The sequence below is a fragment of the Pseudomonas sp. 57B-090624 genome, assembly GCF_003234055.1.
GTDB lineage: Bacteria > Pseudomonadota > Gammaproteobacteria > Pseudomonadales > Pseudomonadaceae > Metapseudomonas > Metapseudomonas tohonis.
On record NZ_QKRU01000060.1, the window covers coordinates 20,763 to 43,260 of the forward strand.

The 22,498-nt window shown below is 68.1% G+C and carries 19 protein-coding genes; 15 read left to right on the forward strand and 4 right to left on the reverse strand.

The features are described 5' to 3' along the window. The first annotated feature begins 161 nt into the window (after positions 1-161). Both DMX10_RS24055 and DMX10_RS24060 read left to right on the forward strand, forming a co-directional pair. Positions 162-2,987, forward strand: coding sequence for a PAS domain S-box protein (locus tag DMX10_RS24055; protein WP_111263458.1), 2,826 nt, complete (start codon positions 162-164; stop codon positions 2,985-2,987). Positions 2,988-3,078: 91 nt separating this feature from the next. Continuing rightward, entirely contained in the window at positions 3,079-3,810 is a 732-nt protein-coding gene (locus tag DMX10_RS24060) for a hypothetical protein (protein ID WP_111263459.1), read from the forward strand. A gap of 262 nt (positions 3,811-4,072) precedes the next feature. Here the strand turns inward: DMX10_RS24060 and DMX10_RS24065 are convergent, their stop codons facing one another. The 4 genes from DMX10_RS24065 to DMX10_RS24080 form a co-directional block, all read right to left on the reverse strand. Further along, positions 4,073-5,698 (reverse strand): methyl-accepting chemotaxis protein, encoded by a 1,626-nt coding sequence (locus DMX10_RS24065; RefSeq protein WP_111263460.1) that lies wholly within the window; start codon positions 5,696-5,698, stop codon positions 4,073-4,075. A 210-nt stretch (positions 5,699-5,908) separates the two neighbouring features. Beyond that, a complete protein-coding gene (gene fabB, locus DMX10_RS24070; RefSeq protein WP_111263461.1) occupies positions 5,909-7,126 on the reverse strand; it encodes a beta-ketoacyl-ACP synthase I in 1,218 nt (405 codons plus the stop codon). An 11-nt stretch (positions 7,127-7,137) separates the two neighbouring features. Then, complete coding sequence (gene fabA, locus DMX10_RS24075) at positions 7,138-7,653, reverse strand: 3-hydroxyacyl-[acyl-carrier-protein] dehydratase FabA (protein WP_021220691.1); 516 nt, start codon at positions 7,651-7,653, stop codon at positions 7,138-7,140. Positions 7,654-7,859: 206 nt separating this feature from the next. Then, on the reverse strand, positions 7,860-9,788 hold the full coding sequence (locus DMX10_RS24080) for an ATP-binding protein (protein ID WP_111263462.1): 1,929 nt from the start codon (positions 9,786-9,788) through the stop codon (positions 7,860-7,862). 330 nt (positions 9,789-10,118) lie between these two features. On the opposite strand from DMX10_RS24080, the gene DMX10_RS24085 reads away from it, so the two are divergent. The 13 genes from DMX10_RS24085 to DMX10_RS24145 all read left to right on the forward strand — a co-directional run bounded on the left by DMX10_RS24085 (position 10,119) and on the right by DMX10_RS24145 (position 21,938). Beyond that, a complete protein-coding gene (locus DMX10_RS24085; protein WP_111263463.1) occupies positions 10,119-11,141 on the forward strand; it encodes an NAD(P)H-dependent glycerol-3-phosphate dehydrogenase in 1,023 nt (340 codons plus the stop codon). A gap of 30 nt (positions 11,142-11,171) precedes the next feature. Further along, a complete protein-coding gene (locus tag DMX10_RS24090) occupies positions 11,172-11,519 on the forward strand; it encodes a DUF4389 domain-containing protein (protein ID WP_111263464.1) in 348 nt (115 codons plus the stop codon). Then, on the forward strand, positions 11,516-11,980 hold the full coding sequence (sixA, locus tag DMX10_RS24095) for a phosphohistidine phosphatase SixA (RefSeq protein WP_111263465.1): 465 nt from the start codon (positions 11,516-11,518) through the stop codon (positions 11,978-11,980). Before DMX10_RS24090 ends, sixA begins: the two co-directional genes overlap by 4 nt. A 22-nt stretch (positions 11,981-12,002) precedes the next feature. Continuing rightward, entirely contained in the window at positions 12,003-12,437 is a 435-nt protein-coding gene (locus tag DMX10_RS24100) for a hypothetical protein (protein WP_111263466.1), read from the forward strand. 254 nt (positions 12,438-12,691) lie between these two features. After that, positions 12,692-14,359 (forward strand): AMP-binding protein, encoded by a 1,668-nt coding sequence (locus tag DMX10_RS24105; RefSeq protein WP_111263467.1) that lies wholly within the window; start codon positions 12,692-12,694, stop codon positions 14,357-14,359. A gap of 55 nt (positions 14,360-14,414) precedes the next feature. Next, positions 14,415-14,858 carry a hotdog fold thioesterase gene (locus DMX10_RS24110; protein ID WP_111263468.1) on the forward strand — a complete coding sequence of 148 codons (444 nt, stop codon included), beginning with the start codon at positions 14,415-14,417 and terminating at the stop codon, positions 14,856-14,858. Between the two features lie 128 nt (positions 14,859-14,986). After that, positions 14,987-15,796, forward strand: coding sequence for an AraC family transcriptional regulator (locus DMX10_RS24115; protein WP_111263469.1), 810 nt, complete (start codon positions 14,987-14,989; stop codon positions 15,794-15,796). 112 nt (positions 15,797-15,908) lie between these two features. After that, complete coding sequence (locus DMX10_RS24120) at positions 15,909-16,718, forward strand: alpha/beta fold hydrolase (RefSeq protein WP_111263470.1); 810 nt, start codon at positions 15,909-15,911, stop codon at positions 16,716-16,718. Further along, entirely contained in the window at positions 16,715-17,578 is an 864-nt protein-coding gene (locus DMX10_RS24125) for an alpha/beta fold hydrolase (RefSeq protein ID WP_111263471.1), read from the forward strand. Before DMX10_RS24120 ends, DMX10_RS24125 begins: the two co-directional genes overlap by 4 nt. 50 nt (positions 17,579-17,628) lie before the next feature. Beyond that, positions 17,629-18,291, forward strand: coding sequence for a glutathione S-transferase family protein (locus tag DMX10_RS24130; RefSeq protein ID WP_111263472.1), 663 nt, complete (start codon positions 17,629-17,631; stop codon positions 18,289-18,291). Positions 18,292-18,299: 8 nt separating this feature from the next. Beyond that, positions 18,300-19,118 (forward strand): DUF4892 domain-containing protein, encoded by an 819-nt coding sequence (locus DMX10_RS24135; protein WP_111263473.1) that lies wholly within the window; start codon positions 18,300-18,302, stop codon positions 19,116-19,118. 75 nt (positions 19,119-19,193) lie between these two features. Next, entirely contained in the window at positions 19,194-20,267 is a 1,074-nt protein-coding gene (locus tag DMX10_RS24140) for an AI-2E family transporter (RefSeq protein WP_111263474.1), read from the forward strand. 153 nt (positions 20,268-20,420) lie between these two features. Then, a complete protein-coding gene (locus tag DMX10_RS24145) occupies positions 20,421-21,938 on the forward strand; it encodes a YdgA family protein (protein ID WP_111263475.1) in 1,518 nt (505 codons plus the stop codon). Positions 21,939-22,498: the final 560 nt, after the last annotated feature.

Genomic DNA, 22,498 nt, shown 5'->3' on the forward strand with positions numbered 1-22,498 from the left:
AGCTCTGCTCGCGAAGCTCCGGTGTTCCCCGCAGCTTCAGGACGCCGGGATACCGGTTAGCCGCCTTTGTTTCAATTGTTTCAACCGCGTTGTACCCCCTCAAAAGGCGGGGGCCGGCTCTCTATACTCCAGCCATCACCCAGGCTCGTGGAGGCCTTCCGATGAGCCAGACGGCACCCCGCCCGCTGTTCGATGGCGCCGCCGAACACCAGCTGCGCCAGATCGTCGACAACAGCAGCGCGGTCATCTACGTGAAGGACCTGGAAGGCCGCCTGCGCCTGGTCAACCGAGCCTTCGAGCAGCTGTTCCGGGTGCGCGCCGAGGAGGTCATCGGCCACACCGACCACGAGTACTTCCCGAAGGAGCTGGCCGATGTGCTGCGGGCCAACGACCTGCAGGTGGTGGAGCAGGGCCGCGAGCAGGAGTTCGAGGAGCGGCTGCCGTTCAACGGCGTGGTGCGCACCTACCTCTCCAGCAAGTTCCCGCTGTTCGATGGCGAGGGCCGGGTCACCGCCGTCTGCGGCATCTCCACCGACATCAGTTCGCGCAAGAGCGTGGAGGAGGTGCTGCGCTACGTCGCCCTGGGCATCTCGGCGGCCACCGGCAACGAGGTGTTCGAGGCCATCGCCCGCTACATGGTGCGTTCGCTGCACGCCGACTTCGCCTACGTCAGCCGCATCAGCGACGAGGGCCCGCACAAGCTCACCACCCTGGCCATGTACTACTCCGGCAAGCTGCGCCCCAATTCCACCTACGCGCTGGAGGGCACGGCCTGCAGCCACGTGCTGGGCAAGGCCTTCCACTTCGTCGGCAGCAACCTGCTGGAGTGCTACCCCGGGGACGCGGTGTTCCGTGCCTATGGGGTCGACAGCTACGCCGGCTACCCGCTGTTCGCCAGTGACGGGCGCCCGCTGGGGCTGATCGCCGCCGGGCGGATGGGGCCGATGAAGGAGCGCGAGCGGGCCGAGTCGGTGCTGCGCATCTTCTCGGTGCGGGCGGCGGCGGAGATCGAGCGCCTGGAGGCCGAGGCGAGCTGCCGGGCGATCTTCGCCGGCTCCGAGGACGCCATCCTGGTGCTGGACATCGACAGCGGCGCGCTGGTGGATGCCAACCCGAGGGCCTGCTCGACCGTCGGCTACAGCTACGAGGAGATGCTCGGGCTGGACATGGACGCCTTCAGCGCCGGCTACGAGCCCTATACCGCCCGGCAGGCGGCCGGCTTCCTCGCGCGGGCGGCGGCCGGCGAGCCGCAACGCTTCGAGTGGCACCGGCGCAACCGCGACGGCAGCCTGCACTGGGACGATATCTCGCTCAAGCGCGTGACCCTGTCCGGTGTCGACCGCATCCTGGTGTTCTGCCGCGAGATCACCCAGCGCAAGGAGGCCGAGCAGGCCCTGCGCGCCAGCGAGCTGCAGCACCGCGCCATCGCCGACACGGCGCTGGACTGCTTCATCGGCATGGACCGCGCCGGGCGCATCCTGGCGTTCAACCCGGCGGCCGAGCGTTGCTTCGGCATCGCCCGCGACGACGCCCTGGGCCAGTGGCTGCTGAAGCTGATCATTCCCGAGCGCTTCCACGAGGTGTACGAGCGTGCCTTCGAGAGCTATGCCCAGACCGGTACCGGCGATTTTCTCGGCAAGCGCATGGAAGTGGTCGCCCAGCGGGCTTGCGGCGAGGAGTTCCCCGCCGAGCTGGCGCTGACCCAGGTGAGCGGGGACGAGGGACCGCGCTACATCTGCTACCTGCGCGACATCACCGAGCGGCGCCAGGCCGAAGAGGAGAAGGCGCGCTTGGAGCAGCAGCTACGCCAGGCCCAGCGCATGGAGGCCATCGGGCACCTCACCGGCGGCATCGCCCACGATTTCAACAACCTGCTGACCAGCATGCTGGGCTACACGGTGATGGCCCAGGAGCATGCCGAGTCCCTGCATGACGAGCGCCTGGGCAAGTACCTGACTCGGGTGCAGCGCTCGGCGGAGAAGGCCCGCGACCTGATCCAGCAGATGCTCACCTTCAGCCGGGGCAGCCGTGGCACCCCGCAGGTGGTGGCGCTGGACCTGCTGCTGGGCAACTTCATCCGCCTGGTGGATTCCACCCTGCCCGCCACGGTGGAGGTGGAGACGCGCCTGGCCCACGACCTGCCGCCGGTGCTGGCCGACCCGGTGCAGCTGGAGCAGGTGCTGATGAACCTGTGCATCAACGCCCGCGACGCCATGAGCGGGGTCGGTCGCCTGCGCGTGGGGCTGGAGCCGGCGCGCTTGCAGGCCGGCGTCTGCGCCTCGTGCCAGCAGCGTATCGACGGGCAGTTCGTCGCCCTGACCGTCAGCGACAGCGGGCCGGGCATCGACGCGGCGCTGCGGACGCAGATCTTCGAGCCGTTCTTCTCCACCAAGGCCAGCGGGCAGGGCAGCGGCATGGGCCTGTCGATGGTGCACGGCATCGTCCACGAGTACGGCGGCCACATCCAGCTGGACAGCTCGCCGGGTGAGGGCGCCACGTTCCGCATCCTGATCCCGGCCCATCACCAGGCGGCAGAGGCCACGCTCAAGGTAACGGCCTGCCCTGAGGCGCTGCCGCCACGCTCAGCCCTGCGCGGGCGGGTGGCAGTGGTGGACGACGACCCCGTGGTCGGCGAGTTCATGGGCGAGTTGCTGGCCAACTGGGGGCTCGCCGCGCAACTGTTCGGCGACCCGGAGGAGGCCAGCCGGCAGCTGTGTGCCGACGCCTACGCCTGGGATCTGGTCATCCTCGACCAGAGCATGCCGCGCCTCACCGGCCTGCAACTGGCGCGGCGCCTGCTGGCGGCGCGGGCGGACCTGCCCATCGTGCTCTACACCGGTTTCAGCGACAGCCTGGTGGAGGCCGAGGTGCAGGCCCAGGGCATCAAGGCGCTGCTGACCAAGCCGCTGGACCAGGGGCGCCTGCATCGTCTGTTGCGCAACTGGCTGCCAGGTGCCGACCACGGATACCAGACTGAAACAAACTGAGCGGTCGCTGCCATCGGGCAGATACAGGCGCGGGGCAATCTGGCCCTGACTGCAGAGCCCTGCAGTTCCAGACCCCCGGCAGGACCGCATCATGAACAGCACACTCGGACGTACCGCGACTTTCACCTTCGGCGTTATCAGCTACCTGGTCTTTCTCGCCGCGTTCATCCTTTCCATCGCCTTCGTGGCCAATCTTCCCTGGGCGCCGGCCCGTCTCGACGGCGAGCCGTTGCTGCCGCTGGGCTGGGCGCTGGCCGTCGATGCTGCGCTGCTCGTCGCTGCGGGCCTGGTGTATCGGGTGAGCCGTGGCGCCGCCCAGAGCGCGCGGGTGCTGCTGGGCAGCCTGGCGGCGCTGGCGCTGCTGGCGCTGTGGCAGCCGCTGGGCGGCGAGCTGTGGCGGGTCGAGGGGCCGGCGCTGCGCCAGGTGCTGGCGGCGGCCTTCGGCCTGGGCGGGGCGTTACTGCTCTACGCGGTGCTGCTCGGTGACCAGTTGGCGGCGGGCGGCCTGCACGCTGCCACGCGGCGCCTGTTCGGCCTGGCCGAGGAGGGGCGCGAGGAGGCCGGCGAGGAGTGGCGCCGCCAGCGTCGCGATGCATCGAGCCTGGGTGTGTTGCTGCTGGCCTGGGCCACGCCGGAACCGAGTGCCGTTCACCTGGCGCTGGCGCTGCTGGCGAGCCTGGCGGTCTACCTGGCCTGGCGCCGGCCGCTCGCCGAGCTGCCGGTGGAGGGCCGCATCGAGCCGCGGGCCATCCGCTCGCAGCGCCCGCTGCTGGTGGCCTCGCGCGAGGCGGGGACGCGGGTCGACCCGGTGCGGGCGGCCTGAGGAACGGTCGGTTCGCCTCCAGCGGGTTGCCGGGAGCATTGGGGGTGGGCGTGGTGGGTTTCGCTGCGCTCTACCCACCCTGCGGCAGGCGTTCATCCGGCTGGGTGCCCGGTCGAATCGTCGCAGGCGCCCCAGGGATGTGGTTTCCCAGGCTCGAATGAAGGGGCTGTGTAAACGAAAGAACCCCATCGCCGCGAGGTGATGGGGTTCTTCGTTTGCAGCCTGCCCTGGGCCTCCCTGGCGACGGGCCACGCGAGCGCGATCAGACGGTGAAGCGCGCCACCATGCCGTTGAGTTCGACGGCCAGGCGCGACAGTTCCTGGCTGGCGGCGGCGGTCTGGTTGGCGCCGGTGGCGGTCTGTACCGAGATGTCGCGGATGTTCACCAGGTTGCGGTCCACTTCGCGGGCGACCTGGGCCTGTTCTTCGGCGGCGCTGGCGATGACCAGGGTGCGCTCGTTGATCTGGCCGACCTGCTCGGTGATCTCCTCCAGGGCGCGGCCGGCGGCTTCGGCGATCTCCAGCATCTGCCGGGCGCGCTGGTCGTTCTGGTTCATGGCGCCGACGGCTTCACCGGTGCCGCTCTGGATGCTGCCGATCATCTGTTCGATCTCGCGGGTGGATTCCTGGGTGCGGTGGGCGAGGGCGCGTACCTCGTCGGCGACCACGGCGAAGCCTCGGCCTTGCTCGCCGGCGCGGGCGGCCTCGATGGCGGCGTTGAGCGCCAGCAGGTTGGTCTGCTCGGCGATGGCGCGGATCACGTCCAGCACCTTGCTGATGCTTTGCGCGCGGTCGGCCAGCCCCTCGACCAGGGTGGAGGTGTGGGCGACTTCCTGGCTCATGCTGCGGATCGCCTGGACCGTCTGCTGCACGCGGTCGCGGCCGGACTGGGCGGATTCCTCGGAGGCGCGCGAGGCGTCGGAGGTGGAGCTGGCGTTGCGCGCGACCTCTTCCACCGCAGCGGTCATTTCGTTGACGGCGGTGGCGGCCATCTCGATCTCGTCGTGCTGGCGGGTGAGGGAGCGGTTGCCTTCCTCGGTCACCGCGTTGAGCTCTTCGGCGGCGGAGGCCAGCTGGGTGGCCGAGTTGCCGATCTGCTGGATGGTGCCGCGCAGCTGTTGCTGCATGCGCTGCAGGGCGGTGAGCAATTTCGCCGGCTCGTCGTTGCCGGCGGTGTCGATGCGCCCGGTGAGGTCACCACTGGCGACCACGCCGGCCACCAGCACGGCCTCGCCCAGCGGCACGGTGATGCTGCGGGTGAGTGCCCAGGCGAGGGCGACGGTGACCAGCGCGGCGATCACCAGCACGCTGATGACGGCGTTGGTGGCGCTGGCGTAGTCCGCGTCGGCCTTGGCGTTGGCCGCGTCGGCACCCTGGGTGTTGTAGTCGGAGAGCTCCGTCAGGGCCTTGAGGGTGGTGCGGTAGTTGTCCAGCAGCGGGCCCTGGAGCAGTTCGGTGGCGGTGGCCACTTCGCCGGCATTGGAGAGGGCGAGGAGCTTGTCGACGCCGGCGATGAAGCCTTTCTTCTCCTGCAGGTAGCGCTCGAAGAGCTGTTCGTCGCGGCCCGGGTCGATGCCGGCCTTGTAGGTGTCTTCGGCCTTGCCGAGCTGGCCGATGATTTCGCGCATGCGCTGTTCGAGGAACTGCTTGGACGAGGTGTCCGAGGCCAGCACGTGGCCGAGCTGGACCTGGCGCAGCTCGGTCAGGGACAGGTTGATCTGGGCGATGGTGCGTACGCTGGGCAGCCAGCTCTGGCTGATCACCGTGGAGGCGTCGTTGATCACCGACATGCGGTTGAGCGAGAACAGGCCGGTCAACACCAGCAGCAAGGTGATGATGGCGAAGCCGAAAGCCGCGCGTGGCGCGATGGGGAACTGGCGCAGGAACATGGGTAACTTCTCCGGGGTGGCTGCGATTCGAACCAGGGAGGCTCGGAAAAAGTATAGGAAGCCCTGTGGGATACGCGTGAACTTCGCCGCTGCGCTGGCTTGCGGAGGCTCTGGAACGGGGGCGGGGGATTTTCACGGGGCCTGAAACGACCATGCCCGTATCGATCGATACGGGCATGGTGGGTGTCGCGCTGGCCTTGCGGCGGTGCGTCAGGCCGAGAAGCGCTTGAGCACCAGGGTGGCGTTGGTGCCGCCGAAGCCGAAGCTGTTGGACATGATGGTGTCCAGCTTGGCGTTCTCGCGGGTCTCGCGCAGGATCGGCAGGTCGGCCACTTCCGGGTCCAGCTCGTCGATGTTGGCGGAGCCGGCGATGAAGTTGCCTTCCATCATCAGCAGGCAGTAGATCGCCTCGTGCACGCCGGCGGCGCCCAGGCTGTGGCCGGACAGGCTCTTGGTGGAGCTGATGGCCGGGGCCTTGTCGCCGAACACTTCGCGCACGCCACGGATCTCGGCGACGTCGCCGACCGGGGTGGAGGTGCCGTGGGTGTTCAGGTAGTCGATCGGGGTGTCGACGGTGGACAGCGCCTGCTGCATGCAGCGGATCGCGCCTTCGCCGCTCGGAGCGACCATGTCGTAGCCATCGGAGGTGGCGCCGTAGCCGACGATTTCCGCGTAGATCTTGGCGCCGCGCGCGAGGGCGTGCTCCAGTTCCTCGACCACGACCATGCCGCCGCCACCGGCGATGACGAAGCCGTCACGCTTGGCGTCGTAGGCGCGGGAGGCCTTCTCGGGGGTGTCGTTGTACTGGGTGGAGAGGGCGCCCATGGCGTCGAACAGGCAGCTCTGGCTCCAGTGTTCTTCTTCACCACCGCCGGCGAAGACCACGTCCTGCTTGCCGAGCTGGATCTGCTCCATGGCCTGGCCGATGCAATGGGCGCTGGTGGCGCAGGCGGAGGAGATGGAGAAGTTCACGCCCTTGATCTGGAAGGGGGTGGCCAGGCACGCGGATACGGTGCTGCCCATGGTGCGGGTGACGCGGTATGGGCCGATGCGCTTGACGCCCTTCTCGCGCAGGGTGTCGATGGCTTCCATCTGGTTGACGGTGGAGGCGCCGCCGGAGCCTGCGATCAGGCCGGTGCGCGGGTTGGAGATCTGCTCGGGCTGCAGGCCCGAGTCCTTGATCGCCTGTTCCATCGCCAGGTAGGCGTAGGCGGCGGCGTCGCCCATGAAGCGGAAGATCTTGCGATCGATCAGCTCTTCGAGGTTCAGGTCGACCGAACCGGAAACGTGGCTGCGCAGGCCCATTTCGGCATAGGACGGGTTGTGGCGGATGCCGGCCCGGCCTGCACGCAGGTTGGCGGAAACGGTTTCCTTGTCATTGCCCAGGCAGGAAACGATGCCCAGGCCAGTGATCACGACACGACGCATGCGGATAACCCTTAAAAACTGTCAGTGGAAGTGAACAGGCCGACGCGAAGGCCTTCGGCGCTGTAGATCTCGCGGCCATCGACGCTGACGGTGCCATCGGCGATGCCGAGGATCAGCGAGCGGCTGATGGTGCGCTTGATCTGGATGTTGTAGGTGATCTTTTTCGCGGTGGGCAGGATCTGGCCGAAGAATTTCACCTCGCCCGAACCCAGGGCACGGCCACGGCCGGGGTTGCCCTGCCAGCCGAGGTAGAAGCCGACCAGTTGCCACATGGCATCCAGGCCCAGGCAGCCCGGCATCACCGGGTCGCCTTCGAAATGGCAGGCGAAGAACCACAGGTCCGGATTGATGTCGAGCTCGGCGACGATTTCGCCCTTGCCGTACTTACCGCCGGTTTCGCTGATATGGACGATGCGATCGATCATCAACATGTTGGGGGCGGGCAGTTGCGCATTACCGGGGCCGAACAGCTCACCGCGACTGCAGCGCAGCAGGTCTTCCCGGGAATAGGCGTTTTGTTTGGTCATGCGAGCTCCTCAATGGTCCCCGTGCAGGGCTTGGCATTTCGTCCACACTGCCGCGCGCACAGGCGTCGAATCAGCAGACTAGTCATAGACTGTTGCGTTGCAGTGAAAGTCACAGAGTACAGTCGTTCACTTGTTCAAGGACGCTTGCGCCGTTGCTGCGGGCCCTTTGCGGCGCAAGCCTGCCGCACTTTAGCACTGTTGCCCACTCACCGAAGGTCGGGGGGGCAATCCGCCGCGCCACCCAGCCAGCGCTGCAGGACGCGCTGCAGGTCGGCCCGCTTGAAGGGCTTGGCGAGGTAGTCGTTCATGCCGGCGTCCAGGCAGGCTTCGCGGTCGCCCTGCAGGGCGTTGGCGGTGAGGGCGATGATCGGCGTGCGGGCCCCTCCATTCATCTTGCGAATCTGCCGGGTGGCTTCGTAGCCATCGAGCACCGGCAGCCGGCAGTCCATGAGGATCGCCGAGAAGTGCTGGCGCGAGGCGCTCTGCACCGCCTGGGCGCCGTCGCCCACCAGGCTGACGCGGTAGCCGAGGCTGCGCAGCATGGCCTCGATCACGGTCTGGTTGACGGGGTTGTCCTCCACCAGCAGCACCTGCTGGCCGCCGCCGTTGGTGGTGTCGCTGGCGCTGCCCTCGCTGGCCCGGCGCTCCTGCTGGCGGAACGGCAGGGGGATTTCCAGGGTGAAGATCGAGCCGCGGCCCTCGAGGCTCTCCGCGCGCAGGGTGCCGCCCATGCGTTCGGCCAGGGTGCGGGCGATGGGCAGGCCGAGCCCGGTGCCGCCGTAGCGCCGGGAGATGGAGCTGTCGGCCTGCTGGAAGGCGTCGAACATGTGCTCCAGGCGTTCCGGCGGGATGCCGATGCCGCTGTCGTGCACGGCGCAGGTCAGCCACAGCACTTCGTCGTCCAGCGGCTGCCACTGGGTGAGGACGCGGATGCCGCCGTCCTCGGTGAATTTCAGGGCGTTGCCGACCAGGTTCACCAGGATCTGGCGGATGCGCGTCGGGTCGCCTTGCACCTCGATCTGCTCCAGGCCTTCCTGGGTTTCCAGGGTCAGCGCCAGGCCGCGCTGCAGTGCGCTGTGCTGGAACACCTGCACCGAGCCCTGGACCAGTTCCAGCAGGTTGAAGGAGATGCGCTCCAGCTCCAGTGCACCGCGTTCGATGCGCGAGAAGTCGAGGATGTCGTTGATGACCTTGAGCAGGTGCTCGGTGGATTCGGCGGCCAGGGCGGCGTACTCGGCCTGTTCGCGGTTCAGTTCGGTTGTTTCAAGAAGTTGCAGCATGCCCAGGACGCCGTTCATGGGCGTGCGCAGTTCGTGGCTCATCATCGCCAGGAAGTCGGATTTGGCGCGGTTGGCCTGCTCGGCCTCCTCGCGGGCGCTGATCAGCTGGTCGATGGCCTGCTGCTGCTCGCGGCTGGCCTTGGCCAGGCCATTGGCGAGGTTGTTGATGTGCCGCGCCAGGTCGCCCAGCTCGCCCTCGTCCACCACCGGCAGGCTGGCCTGGTAGTTGCCGCCCTGGATGGCCTCGACCGCCTCGCCCATGGCGCTGATCGGCTGCGACAGGCGGGTGGCCAGGCGCCGCGCCAGGAGGAAGGTGAGCACCAGGGCGAACAGCGCCAGCACGGTGGCCTTGAGGAGGATTTCCTGCTGCCGGCTGCTGAAGGCGTCGTTGGACATGCCCACCACCACGCGCCCCAGGTAGCCGGTGGCGAGCTTGCCGTTGCTGCGCTCGCTGTGGAACAGCGCCTCGCTGTCCAGCTTCATCTGCTGCATGCGGATCGGCGCGTGGAACACCTCGACCTGGGGGCCGGCCTTGTCCAGGCTGCCGGGCTGTTCGACGTAGACGAGGATGTTGTCTTCACGGTCGCGCACTTCGAGGAAGCGCACGTGCGGGGTGTCCAGGGTCGCCTTGAGCAGGCCTTCGAGTACCGGCAGGTTGCCGGCGATCACGCCGTATTCGGCGGCTGGCGCCAGTTGGTTGGCGATCAGCTGGCCGGTGTGGTTCAGCTCCTGGCGCAGGTCCTGCAGGCGGGCGAAGGTGAAGAAGCCGGTGAGCAGCAGCGTCAGCAGCAGGGCCGGGCCCAGGCTGATCAGTTGCGTGCGGGTGTGGATGTCCCAGCCACGGCGCAGGTTCATCGGCACTCCCCGAGGCGGGCGCCCGGTGCGATGGCGGTGGAGAAGAGGAGGGGGGCTGGGCGGCGGATCATCCGTGTGCCTCGTGACAGGCTCGTCCATGGAAAAGATGAATGCATGGGAAACTCTAGCTGGGCCTGCGCTCTGGTCGAATGGCATCCGTCGCGGCGGGTTGGGCACCCCGTTCGTCCGACGTGGTCTTAGAAGGCTGAATTGTCGTGCCTGGGTTCACACTTGACCAGTGGCAGATGGCTCGTTTGAGACTGGCTGGTCGCTCGGCCCTCCGTATAATGCGCGCAACCGCCATCCCCGATGGCTCTACATGGACTGGTTATGACTCAACAGCAATCGATCGCGGTGCTGGGCGGCGGCAGCTTCGGCACCGCCATCGCCAACCTCCTGGCCGAGAACGGCAAGAGCGTGCAGCAGTGGATGCGCGATCCCGAGCAGGCCGAGGCGATCCGCGCCAACCGCGAGAACCCGCGCTACCTCAAGGGGGTGAAGATCCATCCCGGCGTCGAACCCACCACCGACCTGGATGCGGTGCTCGCCAGTTGCGAGCTGATCTTCGTCGCCATTCCCTCCAGCGCCTTGCGCAAGGTGCTCGAACCGGTCGCCGGCCAGTTGAAGGGGCGCATGCTGGTGAGCCTGACCAAGGGCATCGAGGCGCAGAGCTTCCTGCTGATGAGCCAGATCCTCGAAGACATCGCCCCCGAGGCACGCATCGGTGTGCTCTCCGGCCCCAACCTGGCACGCGAGGTGGCCGACCACGCCCTCACCGCCACCGTGGTCGCCAGCGAAGACACCGAGCTGTGCCAGCAGGTGCAGGCCGCCCTGCACGGCAAGACCTTCCGCGTCTATGCCAGTGCCGATCGCTTCGGCGTCGAGCTGGGCGGTGCGCTGAAGAACGTCTACGCGATCATCGCCGGCATGGCCGCGGCGCTGGGCATGGGCGAGAACACCAAGAGCATGCTGATCACCCGCGCGCTGGCGGAGATGACCCGCTTCGCCGTGAAGCTCGGCGCCAACCCCATGACCTTCCTCGGCCTGGCCGGCGTCGGCGACCTGATCGTCACCTGTTCCTCGCCCAAGAGCCGCAACTACCAGGTCGGCCACGCCCTGGGCGAAGGCCTCAGCCTGGAAGACGCGGTGGCGCGCCTGGGCGAGGTGGCCGAGGGCGTCAACACCCTCAAGGTGCTCAAGGCCCGTGCCGAGGAGCTGCAGGTGTACATGCCGCTGGTCGCTGGCCTGCATGCCATTCTTTTCGAGGGGCGTACGCTGGCCCAGGTGATCGAGGCGCTGATGCGCGCCGAACCCAAGACCGACGTCGACTTCATTCCCACCAGCGGCTTCTGAGCCCCGCCAACTTCGGACAAGGAGATTCCCATGAGTGATGAGCGCGAAGACCTGCAGCGGGAGTCGATCCTGCTGCGCGTGCTGTGGATGCTGATCTTCGTCGTCGTCTGGCAACTGGCCGAGATCGTCCTCGGCGTGGTGGTCCTGGCGCAGCTCGGCTACCGGGCCTTCTACGGCGCGCCCAGTGGCGGCCTGATGGGGTTCGGCGACAGCCTGAGCCAGTACCTGGCGCAGATCGGCCGCTTCGGCACCTTCAATACCGAGGAAAAGCCCTGGCCCTTCGCCGACTGGCCCACGCCGCGCCCGCCGGAAGGCGAGGCCGCCCACGTGGTGCCGCCGGCACCGCACCCCGCGCGCGACGAAGAGCCCAAGCTGTGAGGCTGTGGTTGCTACGCCACGGTGAGGCCGAGCCCCGCGCGGCCACCGACGCCGAACGCCCCTTGACCCGCAATGGCCGCCAGGAGGTGCTGCATGCCGCGGCACGCCTGGCCGGTCGCCCGTTGCAGGCCATCATCGCCAGCCCCTACCTGCGGGCCCAGCAGAGTGCCGAACTGGTGCGCGAGGCGCTGGATTTCTCCGGCGCGCTGGTGACGCAGCCCTGGCTGACCCCGGAAAGCGACCCGCGTGAAGCCCTCGCGCGACTGGCCGAGCGGGAGGAGGGCGAGCTGTTGCTGGTGACCCACAACCCCTTCGTCGGCGAACTGGCGGGCCTGCTGATCCACGGTCATCGCCAGCAGCCGCTGCCCCTGGGCACCGCCAGCCTCGTCGAGCTGGAGGGCGATATGGCCCTCGCGGGCCTGATGGAGCTGCGCTCCCTGCACCACGCACACCGGATCTGACCCCGCCCCAAGGACGACCCACATGCTCAGACGCATCACGCTCCGCGCCCTGATGGCGCTCGCCACCCTGCTGCCCGGTTCCACCCTCCTGGCGGCGGACAACCCGGACCCTTCCTTCTTCGTCGGCAACTACTGGATCGTCGGTCGCGACCTCGACACCGGCAAGCCCTACACCGGCGAGCTGGACATCTACCAGGACGAGGGCGAGCTGTCCCTGGCCTGGACCGTGGGCGAGGAGAGCTGGACGGGCAAGGCGCACTTCGAGAACTCCGAACTGGTGGACGGCGCCTCGGGGCTGCGCATCGACTTCAAGCGCAACGGCAAGGAGTACCAGGGCACCATGCTCTGGCGCACCGACTGGGACAACTATGCGCGGGTTTCCGGTTACATCTACCGGCCCGGTCAGCAGACCGACAAGCCCGGGCTCGAGGCCTGGTTCGTCTCGCCGTCGAACTGACGGGCGCTCCCGGTCCGGAGCACTCGGCCCGCCCTGTGGCGGGCCCGCTCGGGTAGGGGCGCCTGAGTCGCCAGGCAGCGCGCAACGCCGCCGCCCTCTCCATCATTTCCCGCTGCAACCCCCGCCCCAGAGGCTCCCGGAGCCTGTGTCCGAGCCCGATACATTTCTTAACTTGCGCCGCTTCCTACTGCGTGGAATATTCGCCCAAGCAAGTGCTTGGTTGTCCCCAGAAAAACAAGAAAGGAGGAGGCCCTGTGGCTGATGCAGTCCGTTTGCCGCTCGATATGTTCTTCGAGCGAGAGGCACGTCACCCCAACAAACGCTACCTGGTCCAACCGCTGTCCGGCGGCAGGGTCGAGGAGCTGACCTGGGGCGATGTCGGCGACCAGGCGCGACGCGCCGCCAGCTGGCTGAGAGGGCGTGACCTGCCTCCGGGCAGCCGCATCGCCATCATTTCCAAGAACTGTGCCCACTGGATAGTCGCCGATCTTGCGATCTGGATGGCCGGGCACGTTTCCGTTCCCCTCTACCCCAACCTCACCGGCGAGTCCGTGCACCAGGTACTGGCGCATTCGGAAACCGCCCTGGCCTTCATCGGCAAGCTGGACGACTGGCCCGCCATGGCCAGCGGCATTCCCGAAGGCGTGGCCACCATCGCGCTGCCGATCCACCCCGAGGGCACCTTCGACTACCAGTGGAGCGAGTTGCAGGCGGAGACGCCGATCCGCGACAACCCCCGGACCGCCGCCGAGCAGCTGGCCACCATCATCTACACCTCCGGCACCACCGGGACGCCCAAGGGCGTGATGCAGAGCTTCGGCAATTTCGCCTTCGCCGCCGGCCACGGTGTCGACCTGTTCAAGACCGGTGAAGACGACCGCCTGCTGTCCTACCTGCCGCTGTGCCATGTGGCCGAGCGCATGTTCGTCGAGATGGCCTCGCTCTATGCCGGGCAGACGGTGTTCTTCGCCGAGAGCCTCGACACCTTCCTCGAAGACCTCAAGCGCGCCCGTCCCACCGCCATCTTCGGCGTGCCGCGCATCTGGACCAAGTTCCAGATGGGGGTGTACGCGAAGATGCCGGCGCAGAAGCTCGACCGCCTGCTCAAGCTGCCGATCATCGGTCGCATCGTCGGCCGCAAGGTGCTCGCCGGGCTCGGGCTGGACGCCGTGCGCGTGGCCCTGTGCGGCGCCGCGCCGGTGCCCGAGGCGCTGCTGCATTGGTACAAGCGCCTGGGCCTGGATGTGCTCGAGGTCTACGGCATGACCGAGAACTGCGGCTACTCCCACGTGTGCCGCCCGGGCGAGCAGAAGACCGGCTGGATCGGCCGCAACAGCCCCGGTGTCGAGGTGCGCATCAACGACGATGGCGAGGTGCAGGTGCGCAGCGGCGCCACCATGCAGGGTTACTACAAGGACCCGGAGAAGACCGCCGAGACCATCACCCCCGACGGCTTCCTGCGCACCGGCGACAAGGGCGAGCAGGACGCCGCCGGCAACCTGCGCCTCACCGGCCGCATCAAGGAAATCTTCAAGACCAGCAAGGGCAAGTACGTGGCCCCGGCACCCATCGAGAACCGCCTGGCGGTGCATACCCGCATCGAGCAGGTGTGCGTGGTGGGCGATGGCCTGCCGCAGCCGATGGCGCTCTGCGTGCTTTCCGACGTCGGTCGCCAGGAAGCGGCCAACGGTACCCGCGCCGAGCTGGAGGGCAGCCTGCGCGAGTTGCTGGAGCAGGTGAACGAGGCGCTGGACAAGCACGAACGCCTGCTCGGCCTGGTGCTGGTCAAGGAGGTCTGGGCGGTCGACAACGGCTTCCTGACGCCTACCCTGAAGATCAAGCGCAACGTGGTGGAGGGCACCTACGGCTCGCGCTTCCCCGAATGGATCGAGCGCCGCCAGGCGGTGCTCTGGCACGAGTGACCCCTGACCGCCGGGAGCCCTGGCCACCCCGGCGGCATTCTTGCGAGGAGCCGACATGAGCCTGTGGCGCCAGACCCCCGATCTCGAAAAACTCAATGCATCCCAGCAAGGCACCATCGGCGGCCTGCTGGATATCCGCTTCGAAGCCTTCGACGACGAATCGATCACCGCCAGCATGGTGGTCGACAGCCGTACCCACCAACCCTACGGCCTGCTCCACGGCGGCGCTTCGGTGGTGCTGGCCGAGAGCCTCGGCTCCACCGCCAGCTACCTGTGCATCGACACCAGCCGCTTCTACTGCGTGGGCCTGGAGGTCAACGCCAACCACCTGCGCGGCCTGCGCAGTGGCCGCGTCACCGCCGTCGCCCGTCCCGTGCACCTGGGGCGCACCACCCATGTATGGGACATCCGCCTCAGCGGTGACGACGGCAAGCCCAGCTGCATCTCGCGCCTGACCATGGCCATCGTGCCCCTGGGCGAGCAGCCGCCGAAGGGGTGATCACACCGCTCTATGCAGGGGCGAGTTCAGTCGCCCCTGCGGTTGCCGCGTGCCTTCGGCGGATGATTCCCGGCAGTCGCGCAATTTCATCCAAGCCGATCGCACTGCCACGCGCTAGAGTGGCGCCCATGGAGCGCATCAGTCATATCGTCAGCGGCCTGCCCGGCGTCCGCCTGATCGATGCCGAGTACCGCGATTTCGCCTTTCCCCGGCATTTCCACCTGGAGTACCACGTGGGCCTGCTGCTGAACGGGCGGCAGCGTTTCGTCTGCCGGGGCGAGTCGCGCCTGGCCGGGCGCGGCGACGCGCTGTTGATGGCGCCGGAACAGATCCACGACGGCGCCAGCCAGGGCGGGGAGGGCTATCACATCCGCGTGCTGGCCATCGAGCCGCAATGGCTGGATGAAGCCAGTCGCGTGCTCAGCGACGGTCGCCAGGGCGCCCCCCGCCTGACCAGCGCGACCCTGCGCGACCCCACCCTGCAGGCACGCCTGCAGGCCGTGCACGCGGGGTTTCTCGGCCACTCCCGCCTGGCCCTGGAAAGCCTGCTCTGGCCGGCGCTGGCCTGCCTGCTCGGGCAGGGCTCGACGCTGCGGGTCAGCGAGCCCGCCCAGGGCTTCGATGCACGTACCTGGCAGCGCCTGCGCGAGTGGCTGGAGTCGCGCCTGGAATCGCCGCCGTCCCTGGAGGAGCTGGCGGCCTTCTGCGGCCTCAGCCCCTGGCAGGCGCTGCGGCGTTTCCGCCAGCACTGCGGCCTGCCGCCCCACCAGTGGCTGACCCAGCTGCGCCTGGAGCGGGCCCTGCCGCTGGTGCTGCGTGGCCAGCAGCCACTCAGCGACGTGGCCCTGCAGCTGGGCTTCTACGACCAGGCGCATTTCTCCCGGCTGTTCCGCCGCACCTACGGAGTGCCGCCGGCACGCTTGCGCACGCTGGGTTGAGGGCCGTCCGCCGCTGTGGCAATAGCGCCATCATCACTGGCAGTTACGGTCATTGCCGAGGGCGCCGGGCTGCCGGAAAATCCCTGGCAGTTCCCAACCAGCCGGCATCGCCATGTCCCAGACGATCTTCTTCGCCCATGCCAACGGCTTCCCGTCGGCCACCTACGCCAAGCTGTTCCAGGCGCTGGGCCCGGACTTCCGCATCCGGCACCTGGACCAGCACGGCCATGACCCGCGCTTCCCGGTCAACGACAACTGGGAAAACCTGGTGGACGAACTCATCCACCACCTCGAGGCCCACGGTGAGCCGGTGTTCGGCGTCGGCCACTCCCTCGGCGGCGTGCTGCACTACCACGCGGCACTGCGCCGCCCGGACCTCTACCGCGGCGTGGCGATGCTCGACTCGCCGGTGCTGACCCTGGCCGACCGCATCGTCATCCGCGCGGCCAAGCGCTTCGGCTTCATCGACCGCATCACCCCGGCCGGGCGCACCCTGGGCCGGCGCGAGGAGTTCGCCGACCTCGACGAGGCGCGCCTGTATTTTTCCGGCAAGTCCCTGTTCCGCCGCTTCGACCCGGACTGCCTGGAGGCCTACGTGCGCCACGGCTTCACCGAGACCGGCAGCGGCCTGCGGCTGAAGTTCGACCCGGCCACCGAGATCAGCATCTACCGCAGCGTCCCGCACAACAGCCCGGGCCGTCCGCAGCAGCTCGAGGTGCCCCTGGCGGTGGTGCGCGGCCGCCACAGCCGCGTGGTGCTGCCCCATCACGCACGCCTGGTCAAGCGCGTACCCAAGGGTGAATACCTGTCCCTGCCGGGCGGCCACATGTTCCCCCTGGAGCGCCCGCAGGACACCGCCGAACTGCTGAGGAATCTCTTCAACCGCTGGGAAGGCCAGCGCACCGACCGGGAGCACGCATGACCGCGCACGTCGAGGAAATCCGCCTGAACCTGCCCCACGTCGAACTGGCGGCGCACATCTTCGGGCCCGAGGACGGCAAGCCCGTGCTGGCCCTGCACGGCTGGCTGGACAACGCCATGACCTACGCGCGCCTGGCGCCGAAGCTCCAGGGGCTGCGCATCGTGGCCCTGGACTTCGCCGGCCACGGCCATTCCGGGCACTACCCGGCGGGCTCCAGCTACCAGCTGTGGGAATACGCCGAGGACGTGCTGCTGGTGGCCGAGCAACTGGGCTGGGAGCGCTTCTCGCTGATGGGGCACTCCCTCGGCGCCATCGTCTCGGTGCTGGTGGCCGGTTCCCTGCCCGAGCGCATCGAGCGCCTGGCGCTGATCGACGGGCTGATTCCCTACACCGGCGAGGCCGACAGTGCGCCCAAGCGCCTGGGTGATGCGCTCAAGGCGCGGCTGGCGCTGCGCGAGAAGCGCAAGCCGGTGTACACCGATGTCGAGCGCGCGGTGGAGGCGCGCATGAAGGGCGTGGTGGCGGTGAGCCGCGAGGCCGCCGAACTGCTCGCCAACCGTGGCCTGATGCCGGTGCCCGGCGGCTACACCTGGCGCACCGACATGCGCCTGACCCTGCCGTCGCTGATGCGCCTGACCTTCGCCCACGCCACCGAGTTCGTCCGCGCGGTACGCTGCCCCACCTCCCTGGTGCTGGCGGAGCAGGGGCAGATCCGTGCCGAGCCGCGTATCGCCGAGCTGCTCCAGGGTCTAGGCTTCGACGTGCACTACAAGCCGGGCGGCCACCACCTGCACCTCAATGACGAAAGCGGCGCCCAGGCCGTAGCAGACTGTTTCAATAGCTTCTTCGCCTCGCCTTGACTTGATCGGGGCAACCGGGAAGGCTGGGCGCCTTCCCAAGGAGAGCCCGGATGATCGATCTCTATACCGCTGCCACGCCCAACGGACACAAGGTCTCCATAGCCCTCGAGGAACTGGGCCTGCCCTACCGGGCCCACGCGCTGTCCTTCGAGCGCAAGGAACAGAAGGCGCCGTCCTTCCTGGAGATCAACCCCAACGGGCGCATCCCCGCCATCGTCGACCGTGATGAGGGGGACTTCGCCGTGTTCGAGTCCGGCGCCATCCTCGTCTACCTCGCCGAGAAGACCGGCCGGCTGCTGCCTGCCGACGCCAAGGGCCGCTCGGTGGCCATGCAGTGGCTGATGTTCCAGATGGGCGGGGTCGGGCCGATGCAGGGCCAGGCCAACGTCTTCTACCGCTACTTCCCGGAAACCCTCCAGCCGGCCATCGACCGTTACCAGCACGAGACCCGCCGCCTCTACGAGGTGCTCGATTCGCGCCTGGCGCTGGTGGAATACCTGGCCGGCGACTACGGCATCGCCGACATCGCCACCTTCCCCTGGGTGCGCCTGCACGACTGGGCCGGTGTGCCGGTCGAGGGCCTCGTCCACCTGCAGCGCTGGCTGGCGGCCATCGAGGCCCGCCCGGCCGTGCAGCGTGGCCTGCAGGTGCCCAGGCGCCAGGAAACCGCCGAGACGGTGGTCAAGTCCGCCCAGTCCATGTTGATTCGCTAAGGAGGCGCATGCGCTCTTTCATCGTTAGCGGCCTGCTCCTGGCCGCGTCCCTGCAGGCGATCGCGGTGCACGCCGCCGACCTGCCCGACAGCCACGACCTCAGCGCGTTGCCGCGCTTCCCCCACGCCGAGATCGTCGACTTCAAGGAAGCCGGCGACCAGGAGCGCATCTACCCGCAAGGCTCGATCCGGCGCATCAGCAACCAGCTGCGCTTCGAGCAGAAGATCGATGCCCAGGGCCGGCAGACCTCGGTCACCTACCTGCTGCCAAGCGGCCACGGCTCGGGCGAGGCTTTCGACAACGCCCGGGTCGCCCTGCTCGACAAGGGCGCCGTGCCCCTCTACTGGTGCCAGGGCCGCGACTGTGGCTCCAGCAGCCTGTGGGCCAACTCGGTGTTCGGCAACGCCCGTCTCTATGGGCCGGACGAGCAGCAGGCCTACCTGCTGGTGCGCCTGGCCGAACCCCAGCAGGACAGCCTGCTGGCGCTGTATGCCATCACCCGGGGCAATCGCCGCGCCTACCTGCACGCCGAGCAGCTGGATTCCGCAGCGCCCCTGGGCGAGATACTGCCGACCCCCGGCACCCTGATGCGCGAGCTCAAGAGCAGCGGCGAGCTTCACCTCACTAGCCTGCCGGCGGCGCCCACGCCCGCCTGGGCGACCCTGCTGGCGCGCTGCCTGAACCTCGACAGCACCCTGCGCATCAGCCTGTCCGGCGCGGGCGGCGAAGCCTGGCGCCAGGCCCTGGTGGAGCAGGGCGTGCGCGCCGCACGCCTGGAACTGGGTGAAAACACCGCAGAAGGCCTGCACCTCGAGTGGCTGCGCTGAAGCGCAGCGTCCATGCTTGTCACCCGTGGCGCCCTTCGGCGCCACGGTCGCGTTTTGCCACGGAGTGCCCCGTTCATGCTGAATAACGATCGCCTGCTGGTGCAGATACTGCTGCTCGCGTTGCTGGGCGCCTGCATCTGGGTGCTGGCCCCTTTCTGGTCGGCGCTGTTCTGGGCGGCCGTGCTGGCCTTCGCCAGCTGGCCGCTGATGCGCCTGCTCACGCGGCTGCTGGACGGACGCGTGTCCCTGGCTGCGGGGCTGCTCACCGCTGGCTGGATGTTGCTGGTGGCGGTGCCGCTGGTGTGGATGGGCTTCAACCTCGCCGACCACATCCGCGATGCCACCGAGCTGGTCAAGAACGTTCAGGTGGAAGGCCTGCCGCAGCCACCGGAGTGGTTGGGCGAGCTGCCCCTGGTGGGTGAGCGCCTGGTGGCGCTGTGGCAACGGGTCGACGCCCAGGGCGCGGCCTTCTTCACCAGCCTCAAGCCCTACATGGGCCAGGCCGGCAACTGGATCCTGGCACGCAGCGCACAGATCGGCGGCGGCATGCTGGAACTGGCCCTGAGCCTGGTGCTGGTGTTCTTCTTCTACCGCGACGGCCCGCGCATGGCACTGTTCGCCGAGCGTGCCCTGGAGCGCCTGATCGGCGACCGCGCACCGCACTACCTGGAGCTGGTGGCCGGCACCGTGCAACGGGTGGTCAACGGCGTGATCGGCACCGCCGCCGCACAGGGCCTGCTGGGGCTGATCGGCTACTGGATCGCCGGGGTGCCGGGTGCGCTGGTGCTGGGCCTGGCCACCTTCGCCCTGAGCCTGATTCCGATGGGGCCGCCGCTGGTGTGGGTGCCCGCCACCGCCTGGCTGTTCTGGCACGGCGACTACGGCTATGGGGTGTTCCTGGCGATCTGGGGCTTCTTCATCATCAGCGGCGTGGACAACGTGCTCAAACCCTACCTCATCAGCCGTGGCGGCAACCTGCCGCTGGTGGTGGTGCTGCTCGGTGTGTTCGGCGGCATCCTCGCCTTCGGCTTCATGGGCCTGTTCCTCGGGACGACGCTGCTGGCGGTGGCCTACAGCCTGATCTCCGACTGGATCGGCCGGCCCCAGCCGCTGGTGATCGACAAGCCTGACGGGCCCGGCCCGCACTGAACGTCGACTGGCCATCAGAACCGCAGGCCGCCGCTTGGAGGCGCAATGGCGCAGTGATAGCCTTTGCGCCGCATTTTTCCGCGCCGCTTTGCATCGGCCCCGCTTGCGGATGCAGGGAAGCAACATTCACATGGATACTCCGCGAGTCGAACAATGAGCAAAACCGTAAAGATCGCCCTGGGCGCAGTCGTCGCCATCGCCGCTGTCTCCGCCGCGGGGGCCTGGTACACCGGCACCCAGCTGCCCGCCGTGCTGGACACCTCCATCAAGGAGGCCAATGCGCAGCTGAAGCTGTCCGCGCCGGCCTTCGGTACCTCCGCCTCGATGGAGCTGGTCTCCCTCGAACAGGGCCTGTTCAGCAGCACCGCCCATTACCGCGTGCGCGTCGGCGAGGAAGGCCAGGGCCTGGAGCTGTTGTTCGTCGACAACATCGAGCACGGCCCCTTCCCGGTGTCGCGCCTGAAGGCCTTCAAGCTGGCGCCGGTGATGGCTGCCAGCAACTACGCCCTGGAATCCAGCCCCAGCGTCGAGAAGTGGTTCGCCGCCAGCAAGGGCGCCGCGCCCCTGGTCGGTGACGTCAGCATCGGTTACGACCGCTCCATGAGCGGCAGCCTGGCCCTGCTGCCCCTGGACATGCAGATGGACGACGAGTCCCACCTGAGCTTCTCCGGCCTGAACCTGGAAGTGCGCAGCGATGCCGGCGGCAACCGCGTCGCCGCCATCGGCACCATGGACAGCCTCAAGGTCGACGCCGTTTCCGAACAGGGCGAGCCGGTGCACGTGCTGTTCCAGGGCCTGTCCCTGGCCAGCGACCAGAGCCGCGCCGCCAGTGGCCTGTACGTGGGCAAGAGCGACTTCAGCCTGAAGACCGCCAACGTCGCCATCGGCGAAAACCCGGCCGTGGTGCTCGCCGACCTGGCCCAGCGCCAGGACACCCGCGAGAACGGCAGCAACATCGAAGGCAGCCTGACGCTCGACGCCGGCAGCATCAGCTACGCCGACAAGCCCATCGGCAGCGCGCAGATGGTCTGGACCATGAAGAATCTCGACTCGGTCGCGCTGAAATCCCTGGCCGACTTCTACGGCGCGCTGTACCAGCAGGTCGGCCAGGCTGGCGAACCGGGCCTCGGTGAGCTGACCGAGGCGCAGCAGGAGCAGGCCAAGGCCGACCTCGTCAAGCTGCTGGAAGGCAAGCCGCAGTTCGCCCTGGAGCGCCTGAGCCTGAAGACCGCCAATGGCGAGAGCCGCTTCAGCCTGGCCATGCAACTGGCCAAGCCGGCGTCCTTCGACCTGCCGCCGGACCAGATCGCTCGCGAAGCCATCACTAGCCTCGACCTGGACCTGAGCCTGTCCAAGCCGATGATCAGCGACCTGGTCAGCGTGCAGGCCGTGCTCCAGGGCCAGGACGACCAGGAAGCCATCGCCCAGCAGGCCTCCATGACCACCGAGATGGCCAGCGGCATGCTGCTTTCCACCCAGCTCGTGGCCCTGGAGGGCAACGACATCCGCGCCCGCCTGCACTACGCCGACGGCCAGGTGGAGTTCAACGGCAAGAAGATGACGGTCGAGGAGTTCGCCGGCCTGGTCATGGCCAGTGCCGGTGGCCTGGGCGGCGCCATGGGCGGCGAGCAGCCGGCCTTCCCGGACGAAGAGATGCCGATCGAGGAATAATCCTCCCAGGCACGACAAAGGGCCGGCCGCCACCAGGCGCCGGCCCTTTTTCATGGGCGCCATACCGCCCCGTAGGATGGCGTAGAGCGCAGCGAAACCCATGGATTCGAAGCCTCCAGTCCCATCGTGTACGCCGGCTGACACAGCATGGGTTTCGCACGGCTCTACCCATCCTACGAACTGCATGGCACCGCTTCGTAGGATGGCGTAGAGCGCAGCGAAACCCATCGATTGGAAGGCTCCAGCCACACCGCGAGCATCGGCCTGCACAGCATGGGTTTCGCACGGCTCTACCCATCCTACGAATTGCATGGCACCGCTTCGTAGGATGGCGTAGAGCGCAGCGAAACCCATGGATTCGAAGCCGCCAGCCACATCGTGTACGCCGGCTGACACAGCATGGGTTTCGCATGGCTTTACCCATCCTACGAATTGCATGGCACCGCTTCGTAGGATGGCGTAGAGCGCAGCGAAACCCATCGATTGGAAGGCTCCAGCCACACCGCGAGCATCGGCCTGCACAGCATGGGTTTCGCACGGCTCTACCCATCCTACGAATT